Consider the following 23,663-nt stretch of genomic DNA (forward strand, 5'->3'; position numbering starts at 1 on the left):
GTGTCAATGACACGGCCTTTTTCATGCCAGCGCTGGCATCCGCACGGCAAGATCAGCCCTGCAGAATGCGGCTTTCTGCCAAGGCCAGTTGCTCTGGCGTCCCCAGCACCACCAGCACATCATTGGCGGCAATTTCAAAGCTGTTGTCAAAATCCAGCCGGCGGATGCTATTGCGGCGAATTGCCTTGACCTCCACCCCCATGGCCTCCAGTTGCAAGGCTCCCAGCGGATGACCGATGGCATGCGCACCCGGGCAGGCCTGAATGCTCAGCAAGCGGGGCACCAGCGCCTCGTCCAGCCCCTCGCCATCATCACTGGTACCACGAAAGAAGCCGCGAAACAGGTTGTAACGTTCCTCACGCACCGAGCGAATGCGCCGCAGTACCCGGTTCAGCGGCACCCCCAGCACCATCAGCGCCTGCGAGGCCAGCATCAGGCTGCCCTCCATCACCTCGGCCACCACCTCGTCCGCCCCGGCACGGCGCAGCTGGTCGATATCGCTGTCGTCCACCGTGCGTACAATGACTGGCAGATCAGGCCGCGCCGACTGCACGGTATGCAAAATGCGCAGCGCCGCATGGGTATCGGCAAAAGTCACCACCACCACCTTGGCCCGCATCAGGCCACCGGCTACCAGCACTTCTTTCTTGCCCGCATCGCCAAACACCACCGGGTCACCCGCTTCGCCTGCTTCGCGCACCCGCTCCGGGTCCATGTCCAGCGCAAAGAAGGGAATGTCTTCCGTCTCAAGCAAGCGCGCCAGCGCCTGGCCGCTACGACCGTAACCGCAAATCAGCACATGGTCAGACTTGCCCATGCCCTCCACCAGCAAGTGGTGCAGGTTCAGGGCCTGCATCATCCAGTCCTGCTTCACCAGACGACGGGTAATGGCCTCGCCGTGCATGATCATGAAGGGGGCCACCAGCATGGACAACAAGATGGCGGCAATGGCAGCCTGCTCGGTGCTTTCGGCAATCAGGCCCAGGTTGCCGGACAAGGCCAGCAGCACAAAGCCGAACTCACCGCCCTGTGCCAGGGCGAGACCGGCACGCATGGAATGATTGGGTTGGTGACGCAGCAGCCGCCCCAGCACAAACACGATGCCCAGCTTGGCCAACAGCAACAGCCCCAGCATCAGCGCCACTTCGCCAAAGCGCTGGTACAGGATAGGCAATTGCAAACGCATGCCGACAGTGACAAAGAAAAAACCCAGCAAAATATCGCGGAAAGGCTTGATGTCCTCTTCCACCTGATAGCGGTATTCGGTTTCGGAAATCAGCATGCCAGCCACAAAGGCGCCCAGTGCCAGCGACAGGCCGGACAGCTCGGTCAGCCAGGCCACTCCCAGGGTGATCAGCAAAACGTTGATCATGAACAGCTCGCCCGAGCGCTGCCGGGCTACCAGATGAAACCAGGGACGCATCAGACGCTGGCCGAAAAACAGCAGCAAGGCCATCACCGCCACCACTTTCACCGCAGCCAGGCCCAGGTCCATCCACAGGGTTTCACTGCCACCGGCAAAGGCAGGCAGCAGAATCAGCAGCGGCACCACGGCGATGTCCTGAAACAACAGCACACCGATGGCCAGTTGTCCGTGTTGCAGGTTCAATTCCAACCGCTCGGTCAGCAATTTGCTGACAATGGCGGTGGATGACATCGCCAGCGCGCCACCCACGGCAAAGCCGGACAGCGCAGAGCCAGTCAGCCAGCCCATCACCACGGCAATCAGCAGCAAGGTCACCACCACCTGCGCCAAACCCAGCCCGAATACCAGATGGCGCATGGCCCGCAGCTTGGGCAGGGAAAATTCCAAGCCGATGGAAAACATCATGAACACGATGCCGATTTCACCCAGGAACTGCGTTTCCTCACCCTCGGGAATCACGCTGGCCACGCCAGGCCCGGCCAGGAAACCCACTACCAGATAGCCCAGCATAGGCGGTACGCGCAAGCTGCGACACAAGGTAACGGACAACACGGCAGCCAGCAAAACCAGCACGATCGGGGCAAGCGAATGCATGAACGCAATCATCTCCTGTGAAAAAGCGGGAAAAAAACCATGACAGCCGACACGCCGAATGGCCATGATCAAGCGTCCCGACCGTCACACAAGCCGATGACCGGGAAGGAAAAAACAAGCGAGTACATGCCAGCATGGCAGGACAAAATCACTCGCCAAGCAAAAGATGCACCAGCTTCTGCCTCCGACGATTATAACCTTTGATATACTTTCCCCTATGGAAAAAGCGCAAACAAGCTCCCGGCTCGATCTGGCACGTGAAGTGCTGCAGACCGAGGCGGATGCAATTCTGGCCCTGTCAGACCGCCTGAACGGTGATTTTCTACGTGCCGTCGATGCCATTCTGGCCTGCCGTGGCCGCATTGTGGTGACAGGCATGGGCAAGTCCGGCCATGTGGGCCGCAAGATCGCCGCCACCCTGGCCAGCACCGGCAGCCCGGCCTTTTTTGTTCATCCGGCCGAAGCCGCCCACGGCGATCTGGGCATGATTACCGCACAGGATGTGGTGATTGCCCTGTCCAACTCCGGCGAATCCGGCGAAGTAGTTGCCCTGCTGCCCGCGCTCAAGCGCAAGGGGCTGGTGCTCATCGGCATGACCGGCAACCCCGCCTCCTCGCTGGGCCGCGAAGCCAACATCCTGCTGGACACCCAGGTGGAAAAAGAAGCCTGCCCGCTGGGCCTGGCCCCCACCACCAGCACCACGGTGCAGATTGCGCTGGGCGATGCCCTGGCGGTCACCCTGCTGGATGCACGTCAGTTCGGCCCGGAAGACTTTGCCTTGTCCCACCCCGGTGGCAGCCTGGGCCGGCGTCTGCTGGTTCACGTCAAAGACCTGATGCACAGCGGCGACGAACTGCCGCGCGTATTGCCGGGCACAGCGCTGAAAGACGCCTTGCTGGAAATGTCGCACCAGCGCCTGGGCATGGTGGCCATTGCCACGGCCGACAATGACATCAAGGGTATCTATACCGATGGCGACCTGCGCCGCACCCTGGAGCGCTCCGGCAATATCTACGACCTGCTGATCGACCAGGTGATGAGCCCCGCGCCGCAAACCATTCTGCACAGCAAGCTGGCTACCGAAGCCGTACACCTGATGGAACAGCGCCGCATCACCAGCCTGCTGGTAGTGGATGCCGACGGCAAGCTGACCGGTGCCATCCATATGCACGACCTGCTCAAGGCCGGCGTCGTCTAGCTGCCAACAAGGAAGCCCATGCAAGCCATTACCGAACAAGCCCGCAAGATCAAGCTCTTGATCATGGACGTTGACGGCGTCATGACCGACGGACGCATTTATTACAATGCCCAAGGCGAAGAGAGCAAGTCCTTCTATGTGCAGGACGGCCTGGGCCTCAAGCTGTTGCAATCCACCGGTGTACGACTAGCCATCATCTCCGGTCGGGCCGACCGCTGCGTGGAACACCGCGCACAGGCACTGGGCATCGACTTCTACTTCGGTGGCATCCACAACAAGCAAGAAGCGCTCAACCAGTTGCTGCAACAGGCAGAGGTCACGCTGGAACAATGCGCCTTCATCGGCGACGACCTGATCGACCTGCCGGTTCTGCGTCGCGTCGGCCTGGCAGTAGCCGTGCCGGCTGCCCCCACCCTGGTGCGCCAGCATGCCCACTATGTCACCGGTTTTCCCGGCGGCCAGGGTGCAGTGCGCGAACTGGCCGAGCTCATCATGCAGGCGCAAGGCAATTTTGACGCCATTGTGGCACGGTATCTGGCATGATCCGTTCGCACCGCCTGTTTCCCATCCTGCTGGTGCTGATCACCGGTTTGCTGACGGTATGGCTGGATATGGTATCGCGCTGGCAGCCCAGCAAACACGAACTGGACCCGAACAAGCCGGAGGTCGTGGCGCAGGGCGTGACGGCCACCCGTTTTGACCCCAAAGGCATGCTGCAGGACAAGATGATCGCCAGCCGCATGTGGCAGTACCCGGACCGTACCGAGTCGTATTTCGAGTCGCCAGACCTGCAAAGCTACAAAAATGGCATCCTGGCCTACCATGCCATTGGAGAAAGCGGCCGTTACAACAGCAAGACCAAGCAAGTGCTGTTCGACAAGAAAGTCACGCTGATACAGCCCGCCACCGCCACGCAACAGGAAACCCGCGTACTCAGCAGCAATATGCGCATTGACACCATCAAGCACATTGCCCGTGCCGACACCCTTACGCACTTCTACTATGGCAAGTCCAGCGGCAGCGCCGTGGGCTTCATTTACGAACAGCAGGCTGGTCTGTTACAGCTGCTGTCCAACGCAAAGGCCACTTATGAAAAATAACTGCCGCCGCTTTATCCGGCTGGCCTGGCTGGCACTCGGCCTGTGTGCCATCCAGACTGCCCATGCCGAAAAGGCTGACCGCGACAAACCCATCGAAATCAGTGCCGACCGTGGCAACCTCGACCAGCTCAAGGGCGTCACGGTCTGGCAAGGCAATGTCGTCATCATCCAGGGCACACTCAAGCTCAATGCCGACCGCGCCACGGTAACCCAGGACAAACAGGGTAACCAGACCATGCAGGCCACCGGTCGCCAGGTCAACTTCCGCCAGAAAATGGACGGCAAGAACGAATGGATCGAAGGCCAGGCCAATCAGATGGACTACAACACCGTCACCCACGTTGCCGTACTCACCGGCAATGCCCGCGTCAAGCGGGGCAGTGATCTGGTCATTGGTAACGTCATTACCTACAACACCGAAACCGAAATGTATGAAGTCAGCAGTGGTGCCAGTAGCAACGGCGGCCGTGTGACTGCCATCATTCAGCCCAAGCCCAGGGACAACAGCCCGGCTGGCAAGAAAACGGACGGAAGCACTCCATGAGCGGCCCCAGCATCCTGAAAGTGGAGCGGCTGAAAAAGCGCTTCAAAAAACGTACGGTAGTAAAGGACGTCGCACTGCAGATCCAGAGCGGTGAAGTAGTCGGCCTGCTTGGCCCCAACGGTGCCGGCAAAACCACCAGTTTTTACATGATAGTCGGGCTGATCGGTGCCGATGAAGGCGAAATCACGCTGAATGGCAACAGTATCACCCATCTGCCCATTCACCAGCGCGCCCGTCTGGGACTGGGCTATTTGCCACAGGAAGCTTCCATCTTCCGCAAGATGACGGTGGAAGAAAACATCACGGCGGTACTGGAAATTGCCGGTTACAAGGGCGACCAGCTGGAACAGGAACTCAGCCTGCTGCTTGACGACCTCAATATCGCCCACCTGCGCGAAAGCAATGCGCTGGCGCTGTCCGGTGGTGAGCGCCGCCGGGTGGAAATCGCCCGCGTACTGGCCACCCGCCCGCGCTTCATCCTGCTGGACGAACCATTTGCCGGGGTAGACCCGATTGCGGTCATCGACATCCAGAAAATCATCACCTTCCTGCAACAGCGTGGTATTGGCGTATTGATTACCGACCACAATGTACGTGAAACCCTGCGCATCTGCGATCGCGCCTACATCATCAGCGATGGCTCGGTTCTGGCTTCCGGCGAGCCGGAAGAACTGGTCAACAACGAGAAAGTGCGCCAGGTTTACCTGGGCGAGCACTTCCACCTGTAAACCATGAAACAGTCACTACAGCTGCGGGTTTCCCAGCAACTCACCCTTACGCCGCAACTGCAGCAGTCCATCAAGCTGTTGCAGCTGTCCACGCTCGACCTGCAAGCAGAAGTCGAACGTTTCTTGCTGGACAACCCCATGCTGGAACGCGGCGATGAGCCGCCCTCACACGACAACAGCCCCTCCGAGACCCCGGTTGCCCAGGAAGAATCCACCAGCACGGCGTCAGACAGCAGCGATGGTGACAACAGCCAGGAAGCCAGCAATGGCGAACTCACCGACTGGGGCAGTGGCAGCCGCCGTAACGACGGGGACGATGAGTTCGACCCCATGCTCAACGTGCCCTGCCCGGTCAGCCTGCGCGAACACCTGTTGGCGCAGCTGGGCGAACTGACCCTGCCCACCCGCGACCAGGCCATCGTCCAGCTGCTGATCGAAGAACTGGACGACAACGGTTTCCTGACTACCGATCTGGAAGAACTGGCCAGCAACCTGCCGCTGGAACTGGAGCTGGAAACCGATGAACTGATGGTCGGACTGCGCCTGTTGCAGCAATTCGACCCACCCGGCATTGCCGCGCGCAATCTGGCCGAGTCGCTTGGCCTGCAACTGGCCCGCTTGCCCGCCAACGAACCCGGCCATGCGCTGGCACGCCAGATTGTGGCCGAGCACCTGACGCTGCTGGGCAACCGCGACTACACCCGCCTGAAACGTATTCTGGGTGTAGATGATGAAGCCATCCGCCAGGCACAGCAGTTAATCGCCCGGTTGACCCCCCACCCGGCTTCCGGTTTCGGTGGCGAAGACGTGCACTATGTCATCCCGGACGTCACCGTGCGCAAACGGCGTGGTCACTGGGTGGCCGAACTCAATAACGGCGCAGTACCACGCTTGCGCGTCAACCAGCTGTACGCCCAGATGCTGTCGGAAAACCGCTCTGGCGCTGGTGAACTGACTGGCCGACTGCAAGAAGCCAAATGGCTGGTCAAGAACATCCAGCAACGATTTGACACCATTCTGAAAGTGTCAGAAGCTATAGTCGAAAGGCAGCAAGCGTTCTTTGAACACGGTGAAGTCGCCATGCGACCACTTATCTTGCGGGACATTGCCGACGAACTTGGCCTGCATGAATCCACGGTTTCACGGGTCACTACGCAGAAATACCTGCTTTGCCCGCGCGGTCTTTTCGAGCTGAAGTATTTCTTTGGCAGTGCGCTGGAAACCGACAGCGGTGGCGAATGCTCGGCAACCGCCATCAAGGCGCATATCCGCCGCATGATAGACGGTGAAAACCAGGCCAAGCCACTTTCGGACAGCGCCATTGCCGACGAACTGGGCAAGCAAGGGATTCAGGTTGCAAGACGCACCGTTGCGAAGTATCGTGAAGCTATGCAGATACCGCCGGTCAATCTGCGCAAGGCACTGTGAAGCACGCCTTGAAGTATATCCGCTCGCCCGGCCGACCCGACCGGGCAGTCAACACAAGAAGGAGTTAGGGTATGAACCTCAAAGTAACCGGTCTCCACCTCGAAGTAACCCCGGCCATCCGCGAATTCGTGGAAACCAAGCTGGAACGCATCACCCGCCATGTCGATCACGTGATTGACGTTGCTGTTACCCTGTCGGTAGACAAGCTGGTACACAAGGCGGAAGTGAATGTTCACCTCTCCGGCAAGGATATCCACGTAGAGGCCACCGACTCCGACATGTACGCTGCCATCGACGCGCTGATGGACAAGCTCGATCGCCAGGTACTCAAGCACAAGGAAAAACAAAGCGAACACCGTGCAACAAGCCCACAGGTTCAACAGGAAGCCAGCTTGTAAACATTAAGTCTTCGATGCGGGAACCCGGCGGGTTCCCGTTTTTATTTGCTCGGAGCCTTTTTCATTTTGATGAAGGCAACGTAGAATTGGCCAGTTTCTGTAGCCGCGTGCAACCATTCCTATGAGCCTGATTGGCAAAATCCTGACACAGGATCACATCCTCCCGGACCTGGATGTCGCCAGCAAGAAGCGCGTCTTCGAGCAGGTGGGCCTCCTTATCGAAAACACCCACGGCATCGCCCGCAGTGAAATTTTCGACTGCTTGTTTGCCCGGGAAAAACTGGGCTCCACCGGCCTTGGTCAAGGCGTGGCCATTCCGCATGGCCGTGCCAGAGGGCTGAAGGAAGCGGCAGGCGTGTTCATTCGCCTGAAAAACCCGATTCCTTTCGATGCACCGGATGGCAAACCGGTGCAAAGCCTGTTCGTGTTGCTGGTGCCGGAACAAGCGACCGACCTGCATTTGCAGGTGCTCTCGGAACTGGCACAGTTGTTCTCCAGCAAACAATTGCGTGAACAACTGCTCAGTGCGACCTCGCGTGCCGACCTGTACCAGTTGCTTACCGGATGGAATACCAACCATGCCTAGCATTACCGTGCGCCGGTTGTATCAGGACAACCAGCAAAAGCTCAACCTGACCTGGGTAGCAGGAACCGGCGGCGCGGACAGCCCCATCGGCAACGACGAACAACGCCCTACCCTGGCCCTGGTCGGCCACCTGAATTTCATTCACCCCAATCGGGTACAAGTGCTGGGCCTGGCCGAGGTGGACTACCTCAACCGGCTGGAACAATCCGCCGCCAAGACCGCACTGGACCAGTTGTTCCACAAATCCATGTCGGTGGTGATGGTGGCCAATGGCCAGCCCGTGCCCAAGTTGTTGCGCGACTACTGCCACACGCATAATGTGCCGCTGATGAGCACGCCGCTGGAAAGCCCCTACCTGATGGATGTGCTGCGCATCTATCTGGCACGCGCGCTGGCGGTTTCCACCGTGTTGCATGGCGTATTTCTCGATGTACTGGAAATTGGCGTGCTGATCATGGGCGACTCGGCCATGGGCAAAAGCGAGCTGGCTCTGGAACTGATTTCCCGTGGTCACGGCATGGTGGCCGATGACGCAGTGGAACTGTATCGCATCGGGCCGGAAACCCTGGAAGGCCGCTGCCCGCCACTGCTGCGCGACTTTCTGGAAGTGCGTGGCCTGGGCATTCTGAACATTCGCACCATTTTTGGCGAAACCGCCGTACGCCCGAAAAAGGTGCTAAAACTGATTATTCACCTGGTCAAGGCAAACGACCAGGCGATGCAGGCCCTGGACCGGCTGAACATCCAGTCGGAGACCCAGGACATCATCGGCGTGACGGTGCGCAAGGTGGTGCTGCCGGTGGCGGCTGGCCGTAACCTTGCGGTGCTGGTTGAAGCGGCTGTGCGCAACTACATCCTGCAACTGCGCGGCATCGACAGCACCAGGGAATTCATCGAACGCCATACCAACTTCCTCAGAGATCAGGAAAATGCGCCTGATATTGATTAGCGGCTTGTCCGGTTCCGGTAAATCCATCGCCCTGCGCGCACTGGAAGACTCCGGCTTTTACTGTGTGGATAACCTGCCTGCCACCATGCTGCATGAAGCCATGTCGCTTTATGCCGATTATGGCTACCAGCAGATTGCCATCAGCGTGGACACCCGCTCCAGCCCTTCGCTGGGTGCACTGCCTGCCGAGGTGGACAAGTTGCGTCAGCAAGGCGTGGATGTACGCTTGCTGTTTCTCGAGGCCAAGCCGGAAACCCTGGTCAAGCGCTTTTCCGAAACCCGCCGCCGGCACCCGCTGTCTGACAGCGGCTCCACGGTGGAGGAATGCATCCAGCTGGAGCAGGAACTGCTGGCCAGCGTGCAGGAAATGGGTATTCGCATCGACACCAGCGAGTTGTCAGCCAATGCCTTGAAAACGGCCATCAAGCAGTTGGTGGAAGCAGACAGCAGCCGCCTGACCATCATTTTCGAATCCTTCGGTTTCAAGCATGGCGTACCGCTGAACGCCGACTTCGTGTTTGACGTCCGCTGCCTGCCCAATCCTTATTACGACCTGGCCTTGCGCCCGTTTACCGGCCGCGACCAACCCATCATCGACTTTTTCGCGCAGCAACCGCTGGTTGCGCAAATGGCCGAAGATATCCGCTGCATGATTCTGAAATGGTTGCCGGAATTCAGCCGGGAAAACCGCAGCTATCTCACCGTTGCCATTGGCTGTACCGGTGGTCAGCATCGCTCGGTCTTTATTGCCGAACAATTGGCCAAGGCCTTTCCGGCCGAACAGGTCCTGCTGCGACATCGCCAGTTGTTTCGCGAATCCTGACCGGTCAGCCACCCGGTCCGCAGCGCCCTGCTGCACCGGCAGGAAAGACCGCCACTGGAAACAAGATGCAAACACCCCAAACCGTTACCGTTGCCCTTACCGGTGCCTCAGGCCTGCCCTATGGCCTGCGGCTGATCGACACCCTGATTCAAGAGGGAGTCCGCGTATGGGTACTCTACTCACAGGCTGCGCAGATCGTAGCCAAGCAGGAGATGGCCCTGCAACTCCCCTCCCGCCCTGCTGAATTTGCCCAATGGCTGCAACAACGCACCAGCGCGACAGAGGGACAGCTGGCGGTATTTGGCCGTGAAGAATGGTTTGCCCCGGTTGCCTCCGGCTCCAATCCGGCCGATGCCATGGTGGTCTGTCCCTGTTCCATGGGCACCCTGGCCGCCATTGCACAAGGCATGAGCGACAACCTGATTGAACGGGCTGCTGATGTCAGCATCAAGGAAGGACGCAAGCTGATTCTGGTGCCGCGCGAAACACCCTTCTCGGTCATTCACCTGGAAAACATGCTCAAGCTGGCCCGGCTGGGCGTGGTGATCCTGCCACCGTCACCCGGTTTTTATACGCACCCGTCCACCATCGAAGACATGGTGGATTTCGTGGTCGCCCGCATCCTGGACCAGCTACGCATTCCCAACAGCCTGATGCCCCGCTGGGGAGAATCGGGCAAGGAGTAAGCATGCAACATTCAGCCCTGTGGAGCCTGGCGGACTTGCGCCAACTGGAAATTGCCGCTGCGCAGCGCGGCATCAAGCTGATGCAGCAAGCAGCCCAAGCCACAGTCAGCTGGGTGGAACAAGCCATCGCACGCGGTGCGCGCATTCTGGTGGCTGCCGGCCCGGGCAATAACGGTGGCGATGCCTTGGTGGCAGCACTGCTACTGATGCAGCAAGGCTACCAGGTAGATGTTTTGCTACCACAGCAACCGGTCAGTACCGAAGCCCGTGAGGCCCTCCAGGCCCTGCGCCAGGCTGGCGGCCTGCCGCTACAGCAATTGAGTACTGATTACCCCCCTCCTGCCCTGCTGATTGACGGTCTGTTTGGCATCGGCCTGAACCGTCCGCTGGATGACTTCTGGTGTCAGCTCATCAGGCAGTTAAACCGACTGGCCTGCCCCACACTGGCACTGGACTGCCCCAGCGGCCTGAATGCCTATACCGGGCAGGCACCATCTGCCTGCATCAAGGCCAGCCACACGCTGACCTTTCTGTGCCACAAACCCGGTCTGTTCTATGCAGCTGGGGCCGACCATGCCGGGCAGGTGGAATGCGCGCCACTGGACTACCCAGCTGAGATGCAACCGCTGGCTGCTGGCTTTTTGAACCAGCAAGATGCCCGCATGCTGCAGCGCAAGCAGGATAGTCACAAAGGCAGCCACGGCACCGTCAGCATCGTGGGGGGATGCCCCGGCATGAACGGTGCAGTATTGCTGGCAGGGCGTGCCGCGCTGGCAGGCGGCGCGGGCAAGGTTCATGTGCTGAGCCTGGACCCGCGACTGGTCGTCGACACCACGTCTCCCGAACTGATGCTGCATGCTGCCGCCCTGCCGCCCTGTCTGCCAAATTGTGATGTACTGGCAGTGGGCCCTGGCCTGGGGCAAAGCGACCACGCGGTGCAATGGCTGCAACAAGCCGTGGACAGCCCGCAGCCGCTGGTGCTGGACGCAGATGCCCTCAATTTGCTGGCGACCGATAGCGGTTTGCAAAACCGTTTGCACCTGCGCAAGGCGGCCACCGTCATCACGCCGCATCCGGCGGAGGCCGCCCGTTTGCTGGCCTGCTCCACCGCAGCTATTCAGGCAGACCGGCTACAAGCCGCACAACAACTGTCCATGGCACTCAATGCAGTGGTGGTGCTCAAGGGCGCGGGCAGCCTGATTTGCGCACCAAACCGGCCCTATTACCTGAATACCAGCGGCGGCCCCGCACTGGCTGCCGCCGGTCAGGGTGATGTCCTGACCGGCCTGATTGCCGCCTTATTGGCCCAGGGTATGCCAGCACTGGCAGCCAGCTGCCTTGCTGTCCGGGCTCATGGCCTGGCCGGGGACCAATACCAACAGGAAGCTGGCGGGCCGATTGGCCTTACCGCATCGGTCACCGCCTTGCGCTGCAGCAGCATACTGAATCAGCTGATCGCGTAAAATGAGGTACTGCCCTGGCCGGCAGGGCCAAGGTTCAATACCGGCCTTCAACCCCGATTTGTATAGAAGTACCGTTCTCAGTGCTGCACACGGCTAGGTAGAATGGCGCCATTCCGTGATGGGAGATTTTCCTTGCAGCAACAGAAGAAAGCATATTTGTTTGGGCTGAGCGCAGTATTGGCATGGTCGACCGTGGCAACAGCCTTCAAGATCAGCCTGGCTCATTTATCTCCGGCACAACTGGTTTTGTATGCCAGCATTGCTTCCACCCTTTGCCTGCTGGGCATTTTGCTCGGCCAAGGCAGGCTTGGCACCCTGTGGCCTGCATTGCGCCAGCACTGGCGCCACTCCTTGGTACTGGGTGCGGTCAATCCCCTGATTTACTACCTGATCCTGTTTCAGGCTTATGCTTTGCTGCCGGCACAAGAAGCCCAGGCCATCAATTACACCTGGGCGCTCACCATGACGCTGCTCTCTGTCCCCTTGCTCAAGCACAAGCTCAGCCTGCACGACTGCCTGGCTGCCATCATTTGTTATCTGGGTGTGCTGGTCATCGGCACACATGGCCAATTGTTAAGCCTGCATTTTTCCAGCTTGCGTGGCGTAGGTTTTGCACTGGCATCCACCTTGCTGTGGGCCGCTTACTGGATCTTCAACGCCCGCGACAGCAGAGAGCCGGTGTTGGGCCTGACACTTAACTTCATGATGTCGCTGCCCATGGCCTTGCTGTATTGCGCGCTCACCGGGCAACTGACGCCAGTCGCCTGGCAAGGGCTGGCCGGTGCCGCCTATGTCGGCGCACTGGAAATGGGCTTCACCTTTGTCTTGTGGCTCAGCGCGATGAAACTGACCCAAAGTACGGCGAAGATCGCCAATCTGATTTTCCTGTCACCACTGCTATCACTGGTGTTGATTCACTTTGTCATCGGGGAAGCCATCCTGCCATCCACCCTGCTTGGGCTGGGGCTGATTCTGGGTGGCCTGTTACTGCAAAAGCTACAAGGTAGCAACGCCAGCTGCGCCGTAGAAGCTCAATAGACCATCCACTCCGTATTGCACAGATGGGATCAGCACAGCGGATTCCACAGCCACGCTTGCACAAAAGTGGTGCCATTTACCACCGGAATCCATGGAATTGACGTTTCCCTGACAGATTGAAGTGACATCCTCATGCAAGCAGTGCCACCATGCATGACGGGCAAAAGTGGCATTTCAGTTCAAGACTTCCTAGGATTAAGCAGGCCTAAAGGGATAATAAAAGTAATGAACAGTATCAAATCCAAGCTCAGGCTCTGGCTAATGATAGGGGTGACGGTAGTGGTGGCCATTACCGGCTTGATGACGTATCAGCAAAACCGTAGCCAGGACGAGGAAGACTACCAGGCACAACGCGCCTCGCTGCAAGCGCGACTCGCACTGGCGCTGCCACACGGGGTGTGGCAAATGGATGATGCCTACACCAGGCTGACGCTGGATGCCGAACTGGGTTGGAGTTCCGTGCTCGCCATCCGCATTACAGGTGATGCCGGGCTGAATATCGGACGCATCCGCAACAATGACACTTCCTCATTGCGCGATATGGCACCGGCAGAGAAGCCGGTTGGCGATGATACGCTGACCATCCCCATCATCTATCAAAACCGTGAAAAGCTGGGCGTGGCAACCATTTATCTGTCGCGTAGCCAACTGGCCCATCGCCAGACCATGCACTTGCTGGAAATCCTGCTGGAAATCCTGATTCTGGATGGCCTGATTTTCATTGTGATGACGTATAACCTGAACCGCTTTGTGTTTGATCCGCTCAAGGAATTGCAGCGCGCGCTGGACCAGGCCGCCAGCAGCAATGATGCCAAGTCGCTACGCCTGACCGAAGCCACACAAGATGAGTTCGGCGCCGTCAGACACAGTTTCAATCGTATTGTGGATCGCATCTCGGCGGACTTGGCCATGCGCACCACGGCCGAAGCACAGGCACGTCAGGAACGCGACAATGCGGAACACGCGCTGCAACAATTGGTGCAAACCCAGCAGACCCTGGTGGAAAGTGAAAAGCTGGCGTCCTTGGGCAGCCTGGTTGCTGGCGTCGCCCATGAAATCAACACCCCGGTCGGCATCACGCTGACCACGGCTTCGCACCTGGCCACCACGACCCTGCACATCACCGAGAAACTGGACAATGGCGGCATCAAGAAAAGCGACTTCCAGGCCTATCTGGATTCGGCACGCGAATGCTGCGACCTTATCCTGTCCAATTCGGAAAGAGCAGCCAGCCTGATCCACAGCTTCAAACAGGTTGCGGTCGACCAGACCAGTGAACAGCGGAGGGATTTCCAGCTCAACGATTACCTGAGTGAAATCGTCACCAGTCTCAGACCGCGCTTCAAGCGCTCCCAGACTAATATCACCATCGACTGCGAAGACGACTTGCTACTGGACAGCTATCCGGGCGCCATCTCCCAGGTGGTGACCAATCTGCTGGTCAATGCACTGGTACATGGGTTTGAAGAAAAACCTGGCGGCAACATCCATATCCGTGCCGAGCGCTACCAGGCTGCCGAAGTGCGCCTGAGCATCCAGGATGATGGCAAAGGTATACCGGTAGAAAACATCAACCGGGTATTCGATCCATTTTTCACCACACGGCGTGGCAATGGCGGCAGCGGCCTGGGCTTGCACATCGTCTATAACATCATCCGGCAACGTCTCGGCGGCACGATAGAAGTACACAGCGAAGTGGGCAAAGGTAGCATCTTCACCATTACCATGCCCTGCACTGCTCCCGAGGTTTCCCACAAGGAGGGTAAACGATGAGCCAGCAAGAAAAAAATGACGACAACTGGCTGTTGGATGACGAGCCGGTGGACGTCAGTAACGCGCTGCAGTCGTACAAGCGGCCATGGAAAATCCTGATTGTCGATGACGAGCCGGATGTTCACAGTGCGACATCGCTGGCAATACGCAATATCCGTTACAAGGAGCGCGGGCTGGAGCTGATCAGCGCCTACTCGGCAGCACAGGCCGAACAGATGTTGCAGCTGCACGACCATGTCGCCTTGATATTGCTTGATGTGGTGATGGAAACCGATGATGCCGGATTGCAGCTGGTACAGCGCATTCGCGAAGTCATGCAGAACAACACCACCCGCATCGTGCTACGCACCGGCCAGCCCGGCCAGGCACCAGAGCAGGAGGTCATCCTCAATTACGATATCAACGACTACAAAACCAAAACCGAGCTGACGGTACAAAAGCTGTTCACCACCGTGATTGCCTCCCTGCGGGCCTATGAGAACCTGATCACCATCGAAAAAAACCGTCAGGGACTGGCCAAGATTCTGGAAGGCGCGGCCGACTTGTACCAGATGTTTTCGCTCAAGGAGTTTGCCTCGGGGGTACTCAAGCAGATCAGTGCCATTCTGGATGTGGGCACCGATGGCATTCTGTGTGTGGAAAGCACGGCAGACCTGACAGGCCGGCCTCAGTTGGAAATCCTGGCCGCCGCCGGTGCCTATGAAACCCTGCTCGAAGGCGGCAGCCTGGACGACTACCCCGACTTGGCCCAGGCCATTCGTCAGGCTCTGCAGGAAAAGCGCAATATCTATCAGCACCCATACGATGTGCTGTGCATCACGGCCCAGAATGGCCGCGAATTTGCCGTCCACTTCACCCCGCCCTGGCCGCTGGATGATGTCGAGCGCAATCTGCTGGAGGTTTTCTGCCAGCGTATTTCCTCGGCCTATGACAACCTTTACCTGTACAACCAGCTGCGCCACTCGCAAGAGGCTACCGTAGTGGCACTGGCTGCCTTGGCCGAATACCGCGACACGGATACCGGAGCACATGTACAACGGGTGCAGAAGCTGACCCATGCCATTGCCAGTGAAATTCGCAGTGCCGGCCATTATCTGGAACAACTCAGCCCGGATTTCATGGACATGGTGGGCATGGCCAGCATCCTGCATGATGTGGGCAAGGTCGGTACGCCAGACCACATCCTGTTCAAACCCGGCAAGCTGGACCCGGATGAGCGCCGCATCATGGAGCAACACGCCAGCATTGGTGCCAGCATTCTAGCCAAATCCGCCCAGATGGTAGAAGGGCAAAGCTATTTGTCACTCGGCTCGGAAATTGCCGGAGGACATCACGAACACTTCGATGGCAATGGCTATCCGCAGAAGCTGAGCGGCCAGGCCATTCCGCTGTCGGCCCGTATTGTCGCCGTGGTGGATGTGTTTGATGCCTTGCTCAACAAGCGCCCTTACAAAGAGCCGTGGGAACTATCCGACACCCTGGACTATATCCGCAGCCGTGCAGGCAGCCAGTTCGACCCGGTGGTTGTCACTGCATTGTGTACGCTGATCGAGCAGAATCGCCTGCCCTTCGAGCTATAGCCCGCAGTGTTGCAAAAGAAAAAGCCAACCATTACCGGTTGGCTTTTTCATGCCTGCCATGCCCACACTCAGGCAACGTAAAACATCACGCTGACAAACTGGCAGATGCTGCCCCCCATCACGAACAAGTGCCAGATGCCATGCCCGTGACGGATCTTTTCATCGTTGATGAACCAGTAAATACCGACGCTGTATATCACCCCGCCCAGTGCCAGCCAGAACAGACCGCCCCAGGACATGGCCGCAATCAGGGGCTGCATGGCAATCACCACCAGCCAGCCCATTACCACGTAGAGAATCATCGACAACAAACGGGTGCGTCGCCCCAGCGTGAGTTCCTGAATGATGCCGAAGATAGCGAGGCCCCAGCTCAAACCGAACAAGGTCCATCCCCATGCACCACGCAAGGTCACCAGACAGTACGGCGTGTAGCTCCCGGCGATCAGCAGGTAGATGGCCGAGTGATCGCACTTTTGCAAAATCGCCTTGGCACGGCCTTTGGCGCTGTGATACAGGGTGGAAATCAGATACAGCAATACCAGGGTGGAGCCGTACAAGCTGAAGCTGACGATCTTCCAGGGGTCTCCCTGCTCGGCAGCCACATACACCAGGCTGACCAGCCCGGTTACCGCCAGCACGGTACCAATCAGGTGGGAAATGCCGTTGAAGCGCTCTCCGTAATACATGTCACTCTCTCTTCTTACTGCAACCATGGGTATGGTCAGCGTCATCACTGCGGGTCAGACTGAAGGTTGACCTGAACGGTGACAAGCGGTTCCTGCGGGGACTACAACTAGTTGGCGGCATAAACCGGCAATACAAGTTCAAACCGCCACTTATTCTCGATATCAAGCAGTATACAAAAACAAAGCGGGCCGTAGCCCGCTTTGTCACATTGGCAGTAAAAAACGTCGCTCAGGCACCCAATGCCTTCAGCACGTTGCCACGCACCACATCAACGGGTTGCGTGCCGTCTATCTTCACATACTTCGGTGCCTTGGCATCGCCTCTGGCTGCACGCTGGCCGTAGAAACCAACCAGTACTTCGGTTTGCTCGTGATAGACCGCCAGACGCTTTTTCACGGTTTCTTCGTGGTCATCATCACGCTGGATCAGGTCTTCACCGGTTTCGTCATCCTTGCCTGCCACTTTCGGCGGGTTGAAGGTGACGTGATAAGTACGACCGGAAGCCACGTGTACGCGACGACCAGCCATGCGTTCCACAATGGCGGCATCCGGTACGTCGATTTCCACCACATAGTCGATGTCCACGCCAGCCGCAATCATGGCTTCAGCCTGCGGAATGGTGCGCGGGAAACCATCAAACAAGAAACCCTTGGCACAGTCGTCCTGCGCAATACGCTCCTTGACCAGACCAATGATGATGTCGTCACGGACCAGGCCACCGGCATCCATGATGGCCTTGGCTTCCAGACCCAGCGGCGTACCGGCCTTCACGGCCGCACGCAGCATGTCGCCGGTGGAAATCTGCGGAATGCCGAATTCCTCGCGAATATAGTTAGCCTGAGTACCCTTGCCAGCGCCCGGAGCGCCCAACAGAATCAATCGCATAATTACTCCCGTCAGTTTGTATGTCGTTTATTGTGATTGGTGTTCTTCGGCCGTCTTGCATTGCGGCCTTGCCTGACGCTCAGCGCCCGGCCAGTACGGCACGCACCCGTTCCAGATCCTCCGGCGTATCCACGCCGGCTGCGGGTGCCTCGCTCACTGTGGCCACCATGATGGGGTAGCCGTGCCACAACACGCGCAGCTGCTCCAGAGCTTCGAACTGCTCCAGCGGTGCCGGGCTCAATGCGCTGTAGGTCTGCAAAAAACCTGCCTGGTAGGCATACATGCCGATGTGCCGCAGGACCGGTAGGTCGGCAGGCAATGCGCTTGTATCGTGTGCAAACGCGTCACGGGCATAGGGAATGGGCGCCCGGCTGAAATACAGGGCCCGCCCAGCGTGATCCAGTACCACCTTGACCACATTGGGATTGAACATGTCCTGCGCTGCATGAAACGGGTGTGCGACCGTTGCCATCGGCACGCCGGTTTCTGCCATCAATGCGGCCAGCTTGTCGATCAGGGCCGGATCAATCAAGGGCTCATCGCCCTGTACGTTCACCACCACCTGTTCGGCTGGCCATTGCATGTGCTGCGCCACTTCAGCCAGACGGTCGGTGCCGCTGGCGTGATCCTCCCGCGTCATCACCGCTGCTATGCCATGGGCGGCACAGGCGGCGAGAATATCGGGATGATCGGTTGCCACCACCACCTGGCTGGCGCGGCTTTTTGCTGCCTGCTCGGCCACGCGCACCACCATGGGTTTGCCGCCCAGGTCGGCCAGCGGCTTGCCCGGCAGACGGCTGGACGCCATGCGCGCCGGAATGACGATGGCAAAACCGCTCATTTAACTTCTTCTTCCGGCGCCAGTTCGCGCGCCTCGGTTTCCAGCATCATCGGAATGCCGTCCTTGATCGGGAATGCCAGGCGGTCGCCCTTGCAGATCAGCTCCTGCCGGGTCTTGTCGAGTACCAGCGGGCCTTTGCACAGCGGGCACACCAGAATGTCCAGAAATTTAGCGTCCATGTCTTATCTTCAATCGGGAAAGTAGCCAGCCGGCAAGATCCGGCGTCAGCTGGGCCGTCACCGGCAAGATCCATAGTCTAGCACGCTGCGCCGCATCATGAATCACTCCCCGCAATTTCACCGCATCTTTGCTGGTGACGATGATGGGACTGTCGCCACCAGGCAAATCGGCAGCGCTAAATGCATGATGATCAGGAAAATACAGGCATTGCTGCAGGGTAAAGCCCTGCTTCTGCAAAGTATGGAAAAAACGTTCCGGATGGCCGATGCCAGCCAGTGCAATCACCGGCTGCCCGGCAAAATCATCTGGCGAGCGATAACAATCAAGCTGCGCCAGTGATTGCAGCATCCCGCATTGCAATTGCATGTCAAACCGTGGCAAGTCTGCGGGCAAGGGCAGGTCTGCGCCCTGGCCATTGACCACCACGGCATCAACGCTGGACAGACGGCTGGCGGGCTCGCGCAGGGGGCCGCCGGGCAGCAGGTGTCCATTACCCAGCCCTCGCCGACCATCCACTACCGCCACCTCCAGCGTACGGGCCAGGCGGTAATGCTGCAAACCATCGTCAGTCAGAATCAGTTGAATCTCCGGGTGCTGACGTATCAGGTGCTCACCTGCGGCCACCCTGTCCCGCCCCACCACCACCGGTGCACCACTGGCCGCCAGCAGCAAGGGTTCATCTCCCACTTCGTCAGGCGTACTTTCTGGCAAAACCAGGGTGGGCTGAGCATGCGAACCACCATAACCACGGCTGATCACCCCCACCCGGATACCTTGCTGTTGCAGGCTGGCCAGCAAACCCAGGGTGAGTGGCGTCTTGCCCACACCACCGACATTGATGTTGCCAATGACAACCACCGGCACGCCCAGACGCTGGCTGCGTAGCACACCAAGCCGGTAGCCTGCCCTGCGCAAGCCGGCCACCAGAGCAAACAGCCCTTCCAGCGGAGCCAGAAGGGCTGTCAGCCACCATGTCGGTTGATACCAGTGGCGTTCGATCAATTGACTGAGTCGACTCATGGCGTGCTGTTCTGCGTCGCAAAGGTCAGCTGCAACAAACCAGCTGCCCTGGCAGCCTCCATCACGCTGATTACCGATTGATGTGTCGCCTTGGCATCGGCATTCACTACCACCACAGGGTCTTTCTTGCCGGCAGCAGCATCGCGCAGTTGGGCCTGCAAGCCCGCCTTGTCGCCAGGCAACAGTTTATGGCCCGCCACATCCATTTCACCGGACGCCGCCACCGCCACGGTGATGGGCGTAGCTTGCTGCTGACTGGTATCGGCCTGCGCCGTAGGCAGGTTAATCTTCATCTCGGCAAATTTGGAATAAGTCGTGGTGACCATCAGGAAAATCAGGATCACCAGCAGCAGGTCAATCATCGGAATGAAGTTGATTTCCGGCTCCTCACGGTGCCGTCCGCGGCGAAAATTCATGACTGGTTACCGTTCTGACGCTCGCCATGCACCACTTCAACCAGCTTCACCGCCTGCGCCTCCATTTCCACCAGCAAACCATCCACACGGGCACGGAAATGACGGTAGAACATCATGCTGGGAATGGCCACGATCAGGCCGAAAGCGGTGTTGTACAGGGCAATGGAAATACCATGGGCCAGCTGTTGCGGATTGGTGGAACCACCCGGGGCCTGGGAACCAAAGATTTCAATCATCCCGATTACCGTACCCAGCAAACCCAGCAGCGGTGCCATGGCGGCGATAGTACCCAGCGTATTGAGGAAACGTTCCAGCTGATGCGCTACCACACGGCCCTCGTCTTCGATGGCATCCTTCATCACTTCACGACTGACGCCAACATTACGCAGGCCCGCAGCAAACAGCTTGCCCAGCGGTGAATGACTCTGGAGCAGCTGCAACAATTCAGCAGAGGCTCCGGCGCGGCGGAATTCAGCCACGGTTTGTGCCAACAGACCATCAGGAACGATCAACGAGGCACGTAAACTGAACAGACGCTCGAAGATAATGGCCAGCGAAATGACCGAGGCCAGAATGATGGTCCAGATCGGCCAGCCGGCCGCTTCAACAATTGACCACACGAAACACTCTCCAAAGCTTTAGCTAAACGCTAAACTTTAGCGGTTGCGCCAGTTCTCGGCAACCATGGCAGCTATCATGCCGAGCAGAAAGCGGGAAATTACGAAACAAATACAAGAAAATTCCCTAAGCTGTGATTTTGTAAGGGAAATTTTCCTGCATCCACAGATGCTGTGGATAACTTTGTTGATAAGCATGTGAACAGATAGGGCAAAACCGCACTGCTGGCCCATTTCCAGCAGCTGACTGCAATTTGAACAAGCAATTTAACTTGTTGATTTTAAAGTGATTTATTTTTAAACACTCAACACCACATCCTTCTTTGTCCGACAATTTACAGACGACAAAAACCGGTATTTTTGTTGTGGATGACTTGACAACCATGAATTTCAATAGCACGGCCAATGACGTCATCAGCGTCTCTTCTCTTAATCGCATGGTGCGTGACTTGCTGGAATCCGGCCTGCCACCCTTGTGGATTGGCGGAGAAATTTCCAACCTTACCCTGGCCGCGTCTGGTCATGCCTATTTCTCCCTCAAGGATGGTGGTGCGCAAATACGCTGCGTGATGTTCCGTCACAAATTGTCCTTGCTGCCATTTCGTCTGACAGAAGGCATGCAAGTGGAACTCAAGGGCCTGATCACCTTGTACGAGGCGCGGGGCGACTACCAGATCAACGTCGACACCATGCGCTCTGCTGGTCTTGGCCGCCTGTACGAAGCGTTCGAAAAACTGAAAAGCCGCTTGAGTGCAGAAGGTTTGTTTGACACTGCACGCAAACGTCCGCTGCCACTACACCCGGCAGCCATCGGCATTGTCACCTCACCGGCGGCGGCGGCCCTGCGCGACGTAGTGACTACGCTGGCCCGGCGCATGCCGGACATCCCGGTCATTCTTTACCCAGCACAGGTACAAGGGGAAAGCGCAGCACGCCAGATTGCAGCCGCCATTGAGCAAGCCTCCACACGCCAGGAAGTCGATGTGCTGATTGTGTGCCGTGGTGGGGGCAGCATTGAAGACTTGTGGTCGTTCAACGAGGAAATTGTGGCCCGCGCCATTGCCGCATGCCGGATTCCGGTGGTCAGCGGCGTCGGCCACGAAACCGACTTCACCATCTGCGACTTTGTCGCCGACCGCCGCGCCCCCACACCCACCGCCGCCGCAGAGCTGGTTTCCCCCAGCCAGGAGCAATTGCGCCTGCAACTGGAGCAAGCCAAACGCGGGCTGGAGCGAGCACTGGGTCGGCTGCTGGTGGATAAATCACAGCAACTGGACTACCTGTCCCGCCGGCTGAATCACCCGGGAGAAATACTGCGACGGCAAGCGCAAAGCCTGCAGCAGGCATCCGCGCGCTTACGTCGCAGCCTGGATGGCGTATTTGACCGTCGCCGCTTTGGTTTGCAACTGGCCAACAGCCGCCTGCAACGACATCAGCCGCAGCTACTACGCCAGCAGCATCAGCTGAACCAATTGCAAGGGCGACTGCAACACGGCATGCAGCTGCTGATCAGCCGCCGCAAACAGACCCTGCAACAGCAGGCAGCCACGCTGGAAGCCATGAATCCGCAGGCGGTACTCAACCGCGGTTATGCCATCGTGCAAAAACAGGATGGTCATGCGGTGAAGTCGCCACAGGAATTGCTGAACCGCGAGCGCGTGCTGTTACGTCTGGCTGATGGCGTCACCGAAGCGCTGGTCGATCACCCCACTGGCGCGCAGCCGGAACTGCCCTTCTGAAAAACAAGGCCGCTTGACAGCAGGGTGAAATGTATCGAGGATGAATATCAAACAACCGTTTGAATTCATGCCATGAAACTTTCACCACGCCTGCTCAAGACACTGATCAACCTGTGGCCGCCCTTTCTGGGTGCCGGCATCAAGGTGGGGCATATTGCGCCAGATTGGCAACAGGTGGATGTGCGTTTGCGACTGGGACTGACCAACCGCAACTACGTTGGCGTCCATTTCGGTGGCAGCCTGTATGCCATGACCGACCCGTTTTTCATGCTGATGCTGATACAGTCGCTGGGGCCGGACTACGTGGTGTGGGACAAGGCGGGCAGCATCGAATATCACAAGCCGGGCAAAGGTGTGGTGCACGCCCGCTTCAAGCTGGATCAGCAGCAGATTGCCGATATCAGACGCCACACGGCAAGTGGGGAAAAACACCTGCCGCAACTGAAAGTGGATATCCGGGACAGTGCTGGCGATGTAGTGGCCACCGTGCACAAGACACTGTACGTCAGACGCAAAAAAGGCCGCTAAGCGGCCTTTTTGCATTGACGATGCCAGGCTGAAAGATCAGTCGACAAAGCCACAAAATACTTCACGCATCATTTTCAGCACTTCCAGTGTCCGGATATCGCCAACCCGGTAATAAACCCGGTTGGCATCTTTTCGTGTCCGGAGAACCCCCTTGTCGCGCATGATGGCCAGATGCTGGGAAATATTGCTCTGCGAGGTTCCCACCTGCTCCACAATATCCTGCACACTGACTTCCTGGTCGCCCAGTACCGAAATGATCTTCAAGCGCAAGGGATGGGACATTGCTTTCATCGCCCGCGAGGACTGTTCGATCTGGTCATCGTTGAACAGCAAGCTCTGCTCCTAAGTAGTTTGCAATGCGTATTTATATTGGTTTGACTACGGTACAATACTAACTAAAAAAATCAATACCATCAAGAATTTCTAATATTCTGAT

26 protein-coding genes are annotated in these 23,663 nt (G+C 58.1%); 17 read left to right on the top strand and 9 right to left on the bottom strand.

Features of this window, described 5'->3' with window-relative positions; all coding sequences use genetic code 11:
• Positions 1 to 52 precede the first annotated feature (52 nt).
• Complete coding sequence (locus HWX34_RS03510; protein ID WP_178971013.1) at positions 53 to 2,020, bottom strand: cation:proton antiporter; 1,968 nt, start codon at positions 2,018 to 2,020, stop codon at positions 53 to 55.
• 217 nt (positions 2,021 to 2,237) lie between these two features.
• On the opposite strand from HWX34_RS03510, the gene HWX34_RS03515 reads away from it, so the two are divergent.
• From HWX34_RS03515 to HWX34_RS03585, 15 genes are all read left to right on the top strand, one after another.
• Positions 2,238 to 3,218: a KpsF/GutQ family sugar-phosphate isomerase gene (locus HWX34_RS03515; RefSeq protein WP_178971014.1), complete on the top strand. Its 981-nt coding sequence runs from the start codon at positions 2,238 to 2,240 to the stop codon at positions 3,216 to 3,218.
• A gap of 18 nt (positions 3,219 to 3,236) precedes the next feature.
• The gene (locus tag HWX34_RS03520) at positions 3,237 to 3,761 is read left to right on the top strand and encodes an HAD family hydrolase (RefSeq protein ID WP_178971015.1); all 525 of its coding nucleotides are present in this window, start codon (positions 3,237 to 3,239) and stop codon (positions 3,759 to 3,761) included.
• Complete coding sequence (lptC, locus tag HWX34_RS03525) at positions 3,758 to 4,318, top strand: LPS export ABC transporter periplasmic protein LptC (protein ID WP_178971016.1); 561 nt, start codon at positions 3,758 to 3,760, stop codon at positions 4,316 to 4,318. The genes HWX34_RS03520 and lptC overlap by 4 nt, the downstream gene beginning before the upstream one ends.
• Entirely contained in the window at positions 4,308 to 4,862 is a 555-nt protein-coding gene (gene lptA / locus HWX34_RS03530) for a lipopolysaccharide transport periplasmic protein LptA (protein ID WP_178971017.1), read from the top strand. Before lptC ends, lptA begins: the two co-directional genes overlap by 11 nt.
• Positions 4,859 to 5,590 (top strand): LPS export ABC transporter ATP-binding protein, encoded by a 732-nt coding sequence (gene lptB, locus HWX34_RS03535; RefSeq protein ID WP_178971018.1) that lies wholly within the window; start codon positions 4,859 to 4,861, stop codon positions 5,588 to 5,590. The genes lptA and lptB overlap by 4 nt, the downstream gene beginning before the upstream one ends.
• A 3-nt stretch (positions 5,591 to 5,593) precedes the next feature.
• The gene (locus HWX34_RS03540; RefSeq protein WP_178971019.1) at positions 5,594 to 7,018 is read left to right on the top strand and encodes an RNA polymerase factor sigma-54; all 1,425 of its coding nucleotides are present in this window, start codon (positions 5,594 to 5,596) and stop codon (positions 7,016 to 7,018) included.
• Between the two features lie 71 nt (positions 7,019 to 7,089).
• Positions 7,090 to 7,416 carry a ribosome hibernation-promoting factor, HPF/YfiA family gene (gene hpf / locus HWX34_RS03545; protein WP_045845546.1) on the top strand — a complete coding sequence of 109 codons (327 nt, stop codon included), beginning with the start codon at positions 7,090 to 7,092 and terminating at the stop codon, positions 7,414 to 7,416.
• 121 nt (positions 7,417 to 7,537) lie between these two features.
• The gene (gene ptsN / locus HWX34_RS03550; protein ID WP_178971020.1) at positions 7,538 to 8,002 is read left to right on the top strand and encodes a PTS IIA-like nitrogen regulatory protein PtsN; all 465 of its coding nucleotides are present in this window, start codon (positions 7,538 to 7,540) and stop codon (positions 8,000 to 8,002) included.
• Entirely contained in the window at positions 7,995 to 8,951 is a 957-nt protein-coding gene (gene hprK, locus HWX34_RS03555; RefSeq protein WP_178971021.1) for an HPr(Ser) kinase/phosphatase, read from the top strand. The genes ptsN and hprK overlap by 8 nt, the downstream gene beginning before the upstream one ends.
• Positions 8,932 to 9,774, top strand: a complete 843-nt coding sequence (gene rapZ / locus HWX34_RS03560) for an RNase adapter RapZ (protein ID WP_178971022.1) — start codon at positions 8,932 to 8,934, stop codon at positions 9,772 to 9,774. Before hprK ends, rapZ begins: the two co-directional genes overlap by 20 nt.
• A 65-nt stretch (positions 9,775 to 9,839) precedes the next feature.
• Positions 9,840 to 10,460: a flavin prenyltransferase UbiX gene (locus tag HWX34_RS03565; protein WP_178971023.1), complete on the top strand. Its 621-nt coding sequence runs from the start codon at positions 9,840 to 9,842 to the stop codon at positions 10,458 to 10,460.
• A 2-nt stretch (positions 10,461 to 10,462) separates the two neighbouring features.
• Positions 10,463 to 11,923 carry an NAD(P)H-hydrate dehydratase gene (locus HWX34_RS03570; RefSeq protein ID WP_178971024.1) on the top strand — a complete coding sequence of 487 codons (1,461 nt, stop codon included), beginning with the start codon at positions 10,463 to 10,465 and terminating at the stop codon, positions 11,921 to 11,923.
• A gap of 102 nt (positions 11,924 to 12,025) precedes the next feature.
• Positions 12,026 to 12,961, top strand: coding sequence for a DMT family transporter (locus HWX34_RS03575; protein ID WP_255496559.1), 936 nt, complete (start codon positions 12,026 to 12,028; stop codon positions 12,959 to 12,961).
• A 225-nt stretch (positions 12,962 to 13,186) separates the two neighbouring features.
• Complete coding sequence (locus HWX34_RS03580) at positions 13,187 to 14,734, top strand: HAMP domain-containing sensor histidine kinase (RefSeq protein ID WP_178971026.1); 1,548 nt, start codon at positions 13,187 to 13,189, stop codon at positions 14,732 to 14,734.
• Positions 14,731 to 16,314, top strand: a complete 1,584-nt coding sequence (locus HWX34_RS03585) for a DUF3369 domain-containing protein (RefSeq protein WP_178971027.1) — start codon at positions 14,731 to 14,733, stop codon at positions 16,312 to 16,314. Before HWX34_RS03580 ends, HWX34_RS03585 begins: the two co-directional genes overlap by 4 nt.
• A 68-nt stretch (positions 16,315 to 16,382) precedes the next feature.
• Here HWX34_RS03585 and HWX34_RS03590 read toward each other — a convergent pair whose 3' ends face one another.
• The 7 genes from HWX34_RS03590 to HWX34_RS03620 form a co-directional block, all read right to left on the bottom strand.
• Positions 16,383 to 17,000, bottom strand: coding sequence for a hemolysin III family protein (locus HWX34_RS03590; protein WP_178971028.1), 618 nt, complete (start codon positions 16,998 to 17,000; stop codon positions 16,383 to 16,385).
• 229 nt (positions 17,001 to 17,229) lie between these two features.
• Positions 17,230 to 17,886: an adenylate kinase gene (gene adk, locus HWX34_RS03595; protein WP_178971029.1), complete on the bottom strand. Its 657-nt coding sequence runs from the start codon at positions 17,884 to 17,886 to the stop codon at positions 17,230 to 17,232.
• A 79-nt stretch (positions 17,887 to 17,965) separates the two neighbouring features.
• The gene (gene kdsB, locus HWX34_RS03600; protein ID WP_178971030.1) at positions 17,966 to 18,727 is read right to left on the bottom strand and encodes a 3-deoxy-manno-octulosonate cytidylyltransferase; all 762 of its coding nucleotides are present in this window, start codon (positions 18,725 to 18,727) and stop codon (positions 17,966 to 17,968) included.
• Positions 18,724 to 18,906 carry a Trm112 family protein gene (locus HWX34_RS03605; protein WP_045845534.1) on the bottom strand — a complete coding sequence of 61 codons (183 nt, stop codon included), beginning with the start codon at positions 18,904 to 18,906 and terminating at the stop codon, positions 18,724 to 18,726. Before HWX34_RS03605 ends, kdsB begins: the two co-directional genes overlap by 4 nt.
• The gene (lpxK, locus tag HWX34_RS03610; protein WP_178971031.1) at positions 18,896 to 19,927 is read right to left on the bottom strand and encodes a tetraacyldisaccharide 4'-kinase; all 1,032 of its coding nucleotides are present in this window, start codon (positions 19,925 to 19,927) and stop codon (positions 18,896 to 18,898) included. The genes HWX34_RS03605 and lpxK overlap by 11 nt, the downstream gene beginning before the upstream one ends.
• Positions 19,924 to 20,343, bottom strand: coding sequence for a biopolymer transporter ExbD (locus HWX34_RS03615; RefSeq protein ID WP_178971032.1), 420 nt, complete (start codon positions 20,341 to 20,343; stop codon positions 19,924 to 19,926). The genes lpxK and HWX34_RS03615 overlap by 4 nt, the downstream gene beginning before the upstream one ends.
• Positions 20,340 to 20,963 carry a MotA/TolQ/ExbB proton channel family protein gene (locus HWX34_RS03620; protein WP_178971033.1) on the bottom strand — a complete coding sequence of 208 codons (624 nt, stop codon included), beginning with the start codon at positions 20,961 to 20,963 and terminating at the stop codon, positions 20,340 to 20,342. The genes HWX34_RS03615 and HWX34_RS03620 overlap by 4 nt, the downstream gene beginning before the upstream one ends.
• Positions 20,964 to 21,343: 380 nt before the next feature.
• Here HWX34_RS03620 and xseA point away from each other — a divergent pair, with 380 nt between their 5' ends.
• Positions 21,344 to 22,699, top strand: a complete 1,356-nt coding sequence (gene xseA / locus HWX34_RS03625; protein WP_178971034.1) for an exodeoxyribonuclease VII large subunit — start codon at positions 21,344 to 21,346, stop codon at positions 22,697 to 22,699.
• A 72-nt stretch (positions 22,700 to 22,771) separates the two neighbouring features.
• Entirely contained in the window at positions 22,772 to 23,227 is a 456-nt protein-coding gene (locus HWX34_RS03630) for a DUF4442 domain-containing protein (protein ID WP_178971035.1), read from the top strand.
• A 36-nt stretch (positions 23,228 to 23,263) separates the two neighbouring features.
• On the opposite strand, the gene HWX34_RS03635 is transcribed toward HWX34_RS03630, so the two are convergent.
• Complete coding sequence (locus HWX34_RS03635) at positions 23,264 to 23,560, bottom strand: helix-turn-helix transcriptional regulator (protein ID WP_045845528.1); 297 nt, start codon at positions 23,558 to 23,560, stop codon at positions 23,264 to 23,266.
• Positions 23,561 to 23,663: the final 103 nt, after the last annotated feature.

The organism is Aquitalea sp. LB_tupeE (genome assembly GCF_013391415.1).
Lineage (GTDB): Bacteria > Pseudomonadota > Gammaproteobacteria > Burkholderiales > Chromobacteriaceae > Aquitalea.

Coding starts and splice junctions, on each gene's coding strand:
- hprK (WP_178971021.1), top strand. CDS start 7,995: ATGCCTAGCATTACCGTGCGCCGGTTGTATCAGGACAACCAGCAAAAG.
- lptA (WP_178971017.1), top strand. CDS start 4,308: ATGAAAAATAACTGCCGCCGCTTTATCCGGCTGGCCTGGCTGGCACTC.
- HWX34_RS03565 (WP_178971023.1), top strand. CDS start 9,840: ATGCAAACACCCCAAACCGTTACCGTTGCCCTTACCGGTGCCTCAGGC.
- ptsN (WP_178971020.1), top strand. CDS start 7,538: ATGAGCCTGATTGGCAAAATCCTGACACAGGATCACATCCTCCCGGAC.
- hpf (WP_045845546.1), top strand. CDS start 7,090: ATGAACCTCAAAGTAACCGGTCTCCACCTCGAAGTAACCCCGGCCATC.
- HWX34_RS03540 (WP_178971019.1), top strand. CDS start 5,594: ATGAAACAGTCACTACAGCTGCGGGTTTCCCAGCAACTCACCCTTACG.
- HWX34_RS03580 (WP_178971026.1), top strand. CDS start 13,187: ATGAACAGTATCAAATCCAAGCTCAGGCTCTGGCTAATGATAGGGGTG.
- kdsB (WP_178971030.1), bottom strand. CDS start 18,727: ATGAGCGGTTTTGCCATCGTCATTCCGGCGCGCATGGCGTCCAGCCGT.
- HWX34_RS03520 (WP_178971015.1), top strand. CDS start 3,237: ATGCAAGCCATTACCGAACAAGCCCGCAAGATCAAGCTCTTGATCATG.
- HWX34_RS03510 (WP_178971013.1), bottom strand. CDS start 2,020: ATGCATTCGCTTGCCCCGATCGTGCTGGTTTTGCTGGCTGCCGTGTTG.
- HWX34_RS03605 (WP_045845534.1), bottom strand. CDS start 18,906: ATGGACGCTAAATTTCTGGACATTCTGGTGTGCCCGCTGTGCAAAGGC.
- HWX34_RS03585 (WP_178971027.1), top strand. CDS start 14,731: ATGAGCCAGCAAGAAAAAAATGACGACAACTGGCTGTTGGATGACGAG.
- HWX34_RS03515 (WP_178971014.1), top strand. CDS start 2,238: ATGGAAAAAGCGCAAACAAGCTCCCGGCTCGATCTGGCACGTGAAGTG.
- lptB (WP_178971018.1), top strand. CDS start 4,859: ATGAGCGGCCCCAGCATCCTGAAAGTGGAGCGGCTGAAAAAGCGCTTC.
- HWX34_RS03590 (WP_178971028.1), bottom strand. CDS start 17,000: ATGTATTACGGAGAGCGCTTCAACGGCATTTCCCACCTGATTGGTACC.
- HWX34_RS03630 (WP_178971035.1), top strand. CDS start 22,772: ATGAAACTTTCACCACGCCTGCTCAAGACACTGATCAACCTGTGGCCG.
- HWX34_RS03570 (WP_178971024.1), top strand. CDS start 10,463: ATGCAACATTCAGCCCTGTGGAGCCTGGCGGACTTGCGCCAACTGGAA.
- HWX34_RS03575 (WP_255496559.1), top strand. CDS start 12,026: ATGGCGCCATTCCGTGATGGGAGATTTTCCTTGCAGCAACAGAAGAAA.
- HWX34_RS03615 (WP_178971032.1), bottom strand. CDS start 20,343: ATGAATTTTCGCCGCGGACGGCACCGTGAGGAGCCGGAAATCAACTTC.
- lptC (WP_178971016.1), top strand. CDS start 3,758: ATGATCCGTTCGCACCGCCTGTTTCCCATCCTGCTGGTGCTGATCACC.
- adk (WP_178971029.1), bottom strand. CDS start 17,886: ATGCGATTGATTCTGTTGGGCGCTCCGGGCGCTGGCAAGGGTACTCAG.
- rapZ (WP_178971022.1), top strand. CDS start 8,932: ATGCGCCTGATATTGATTAGCGGCTTGTCCGGTTCCGGTAAATCCATC.
- xseA (WP_178971034.1), top strand. CDS start 21,344: ATGAATTTCAATAGCACGGCCAATGACGTCATCAGCGTCTCTTCTCTT.
- lpxK (WP_178971031.1), bottom strand. CDS start 19,927: ATGAGTCGACTCAGTCAATTGATCGAACGCCACTGGTATCAACCGACA.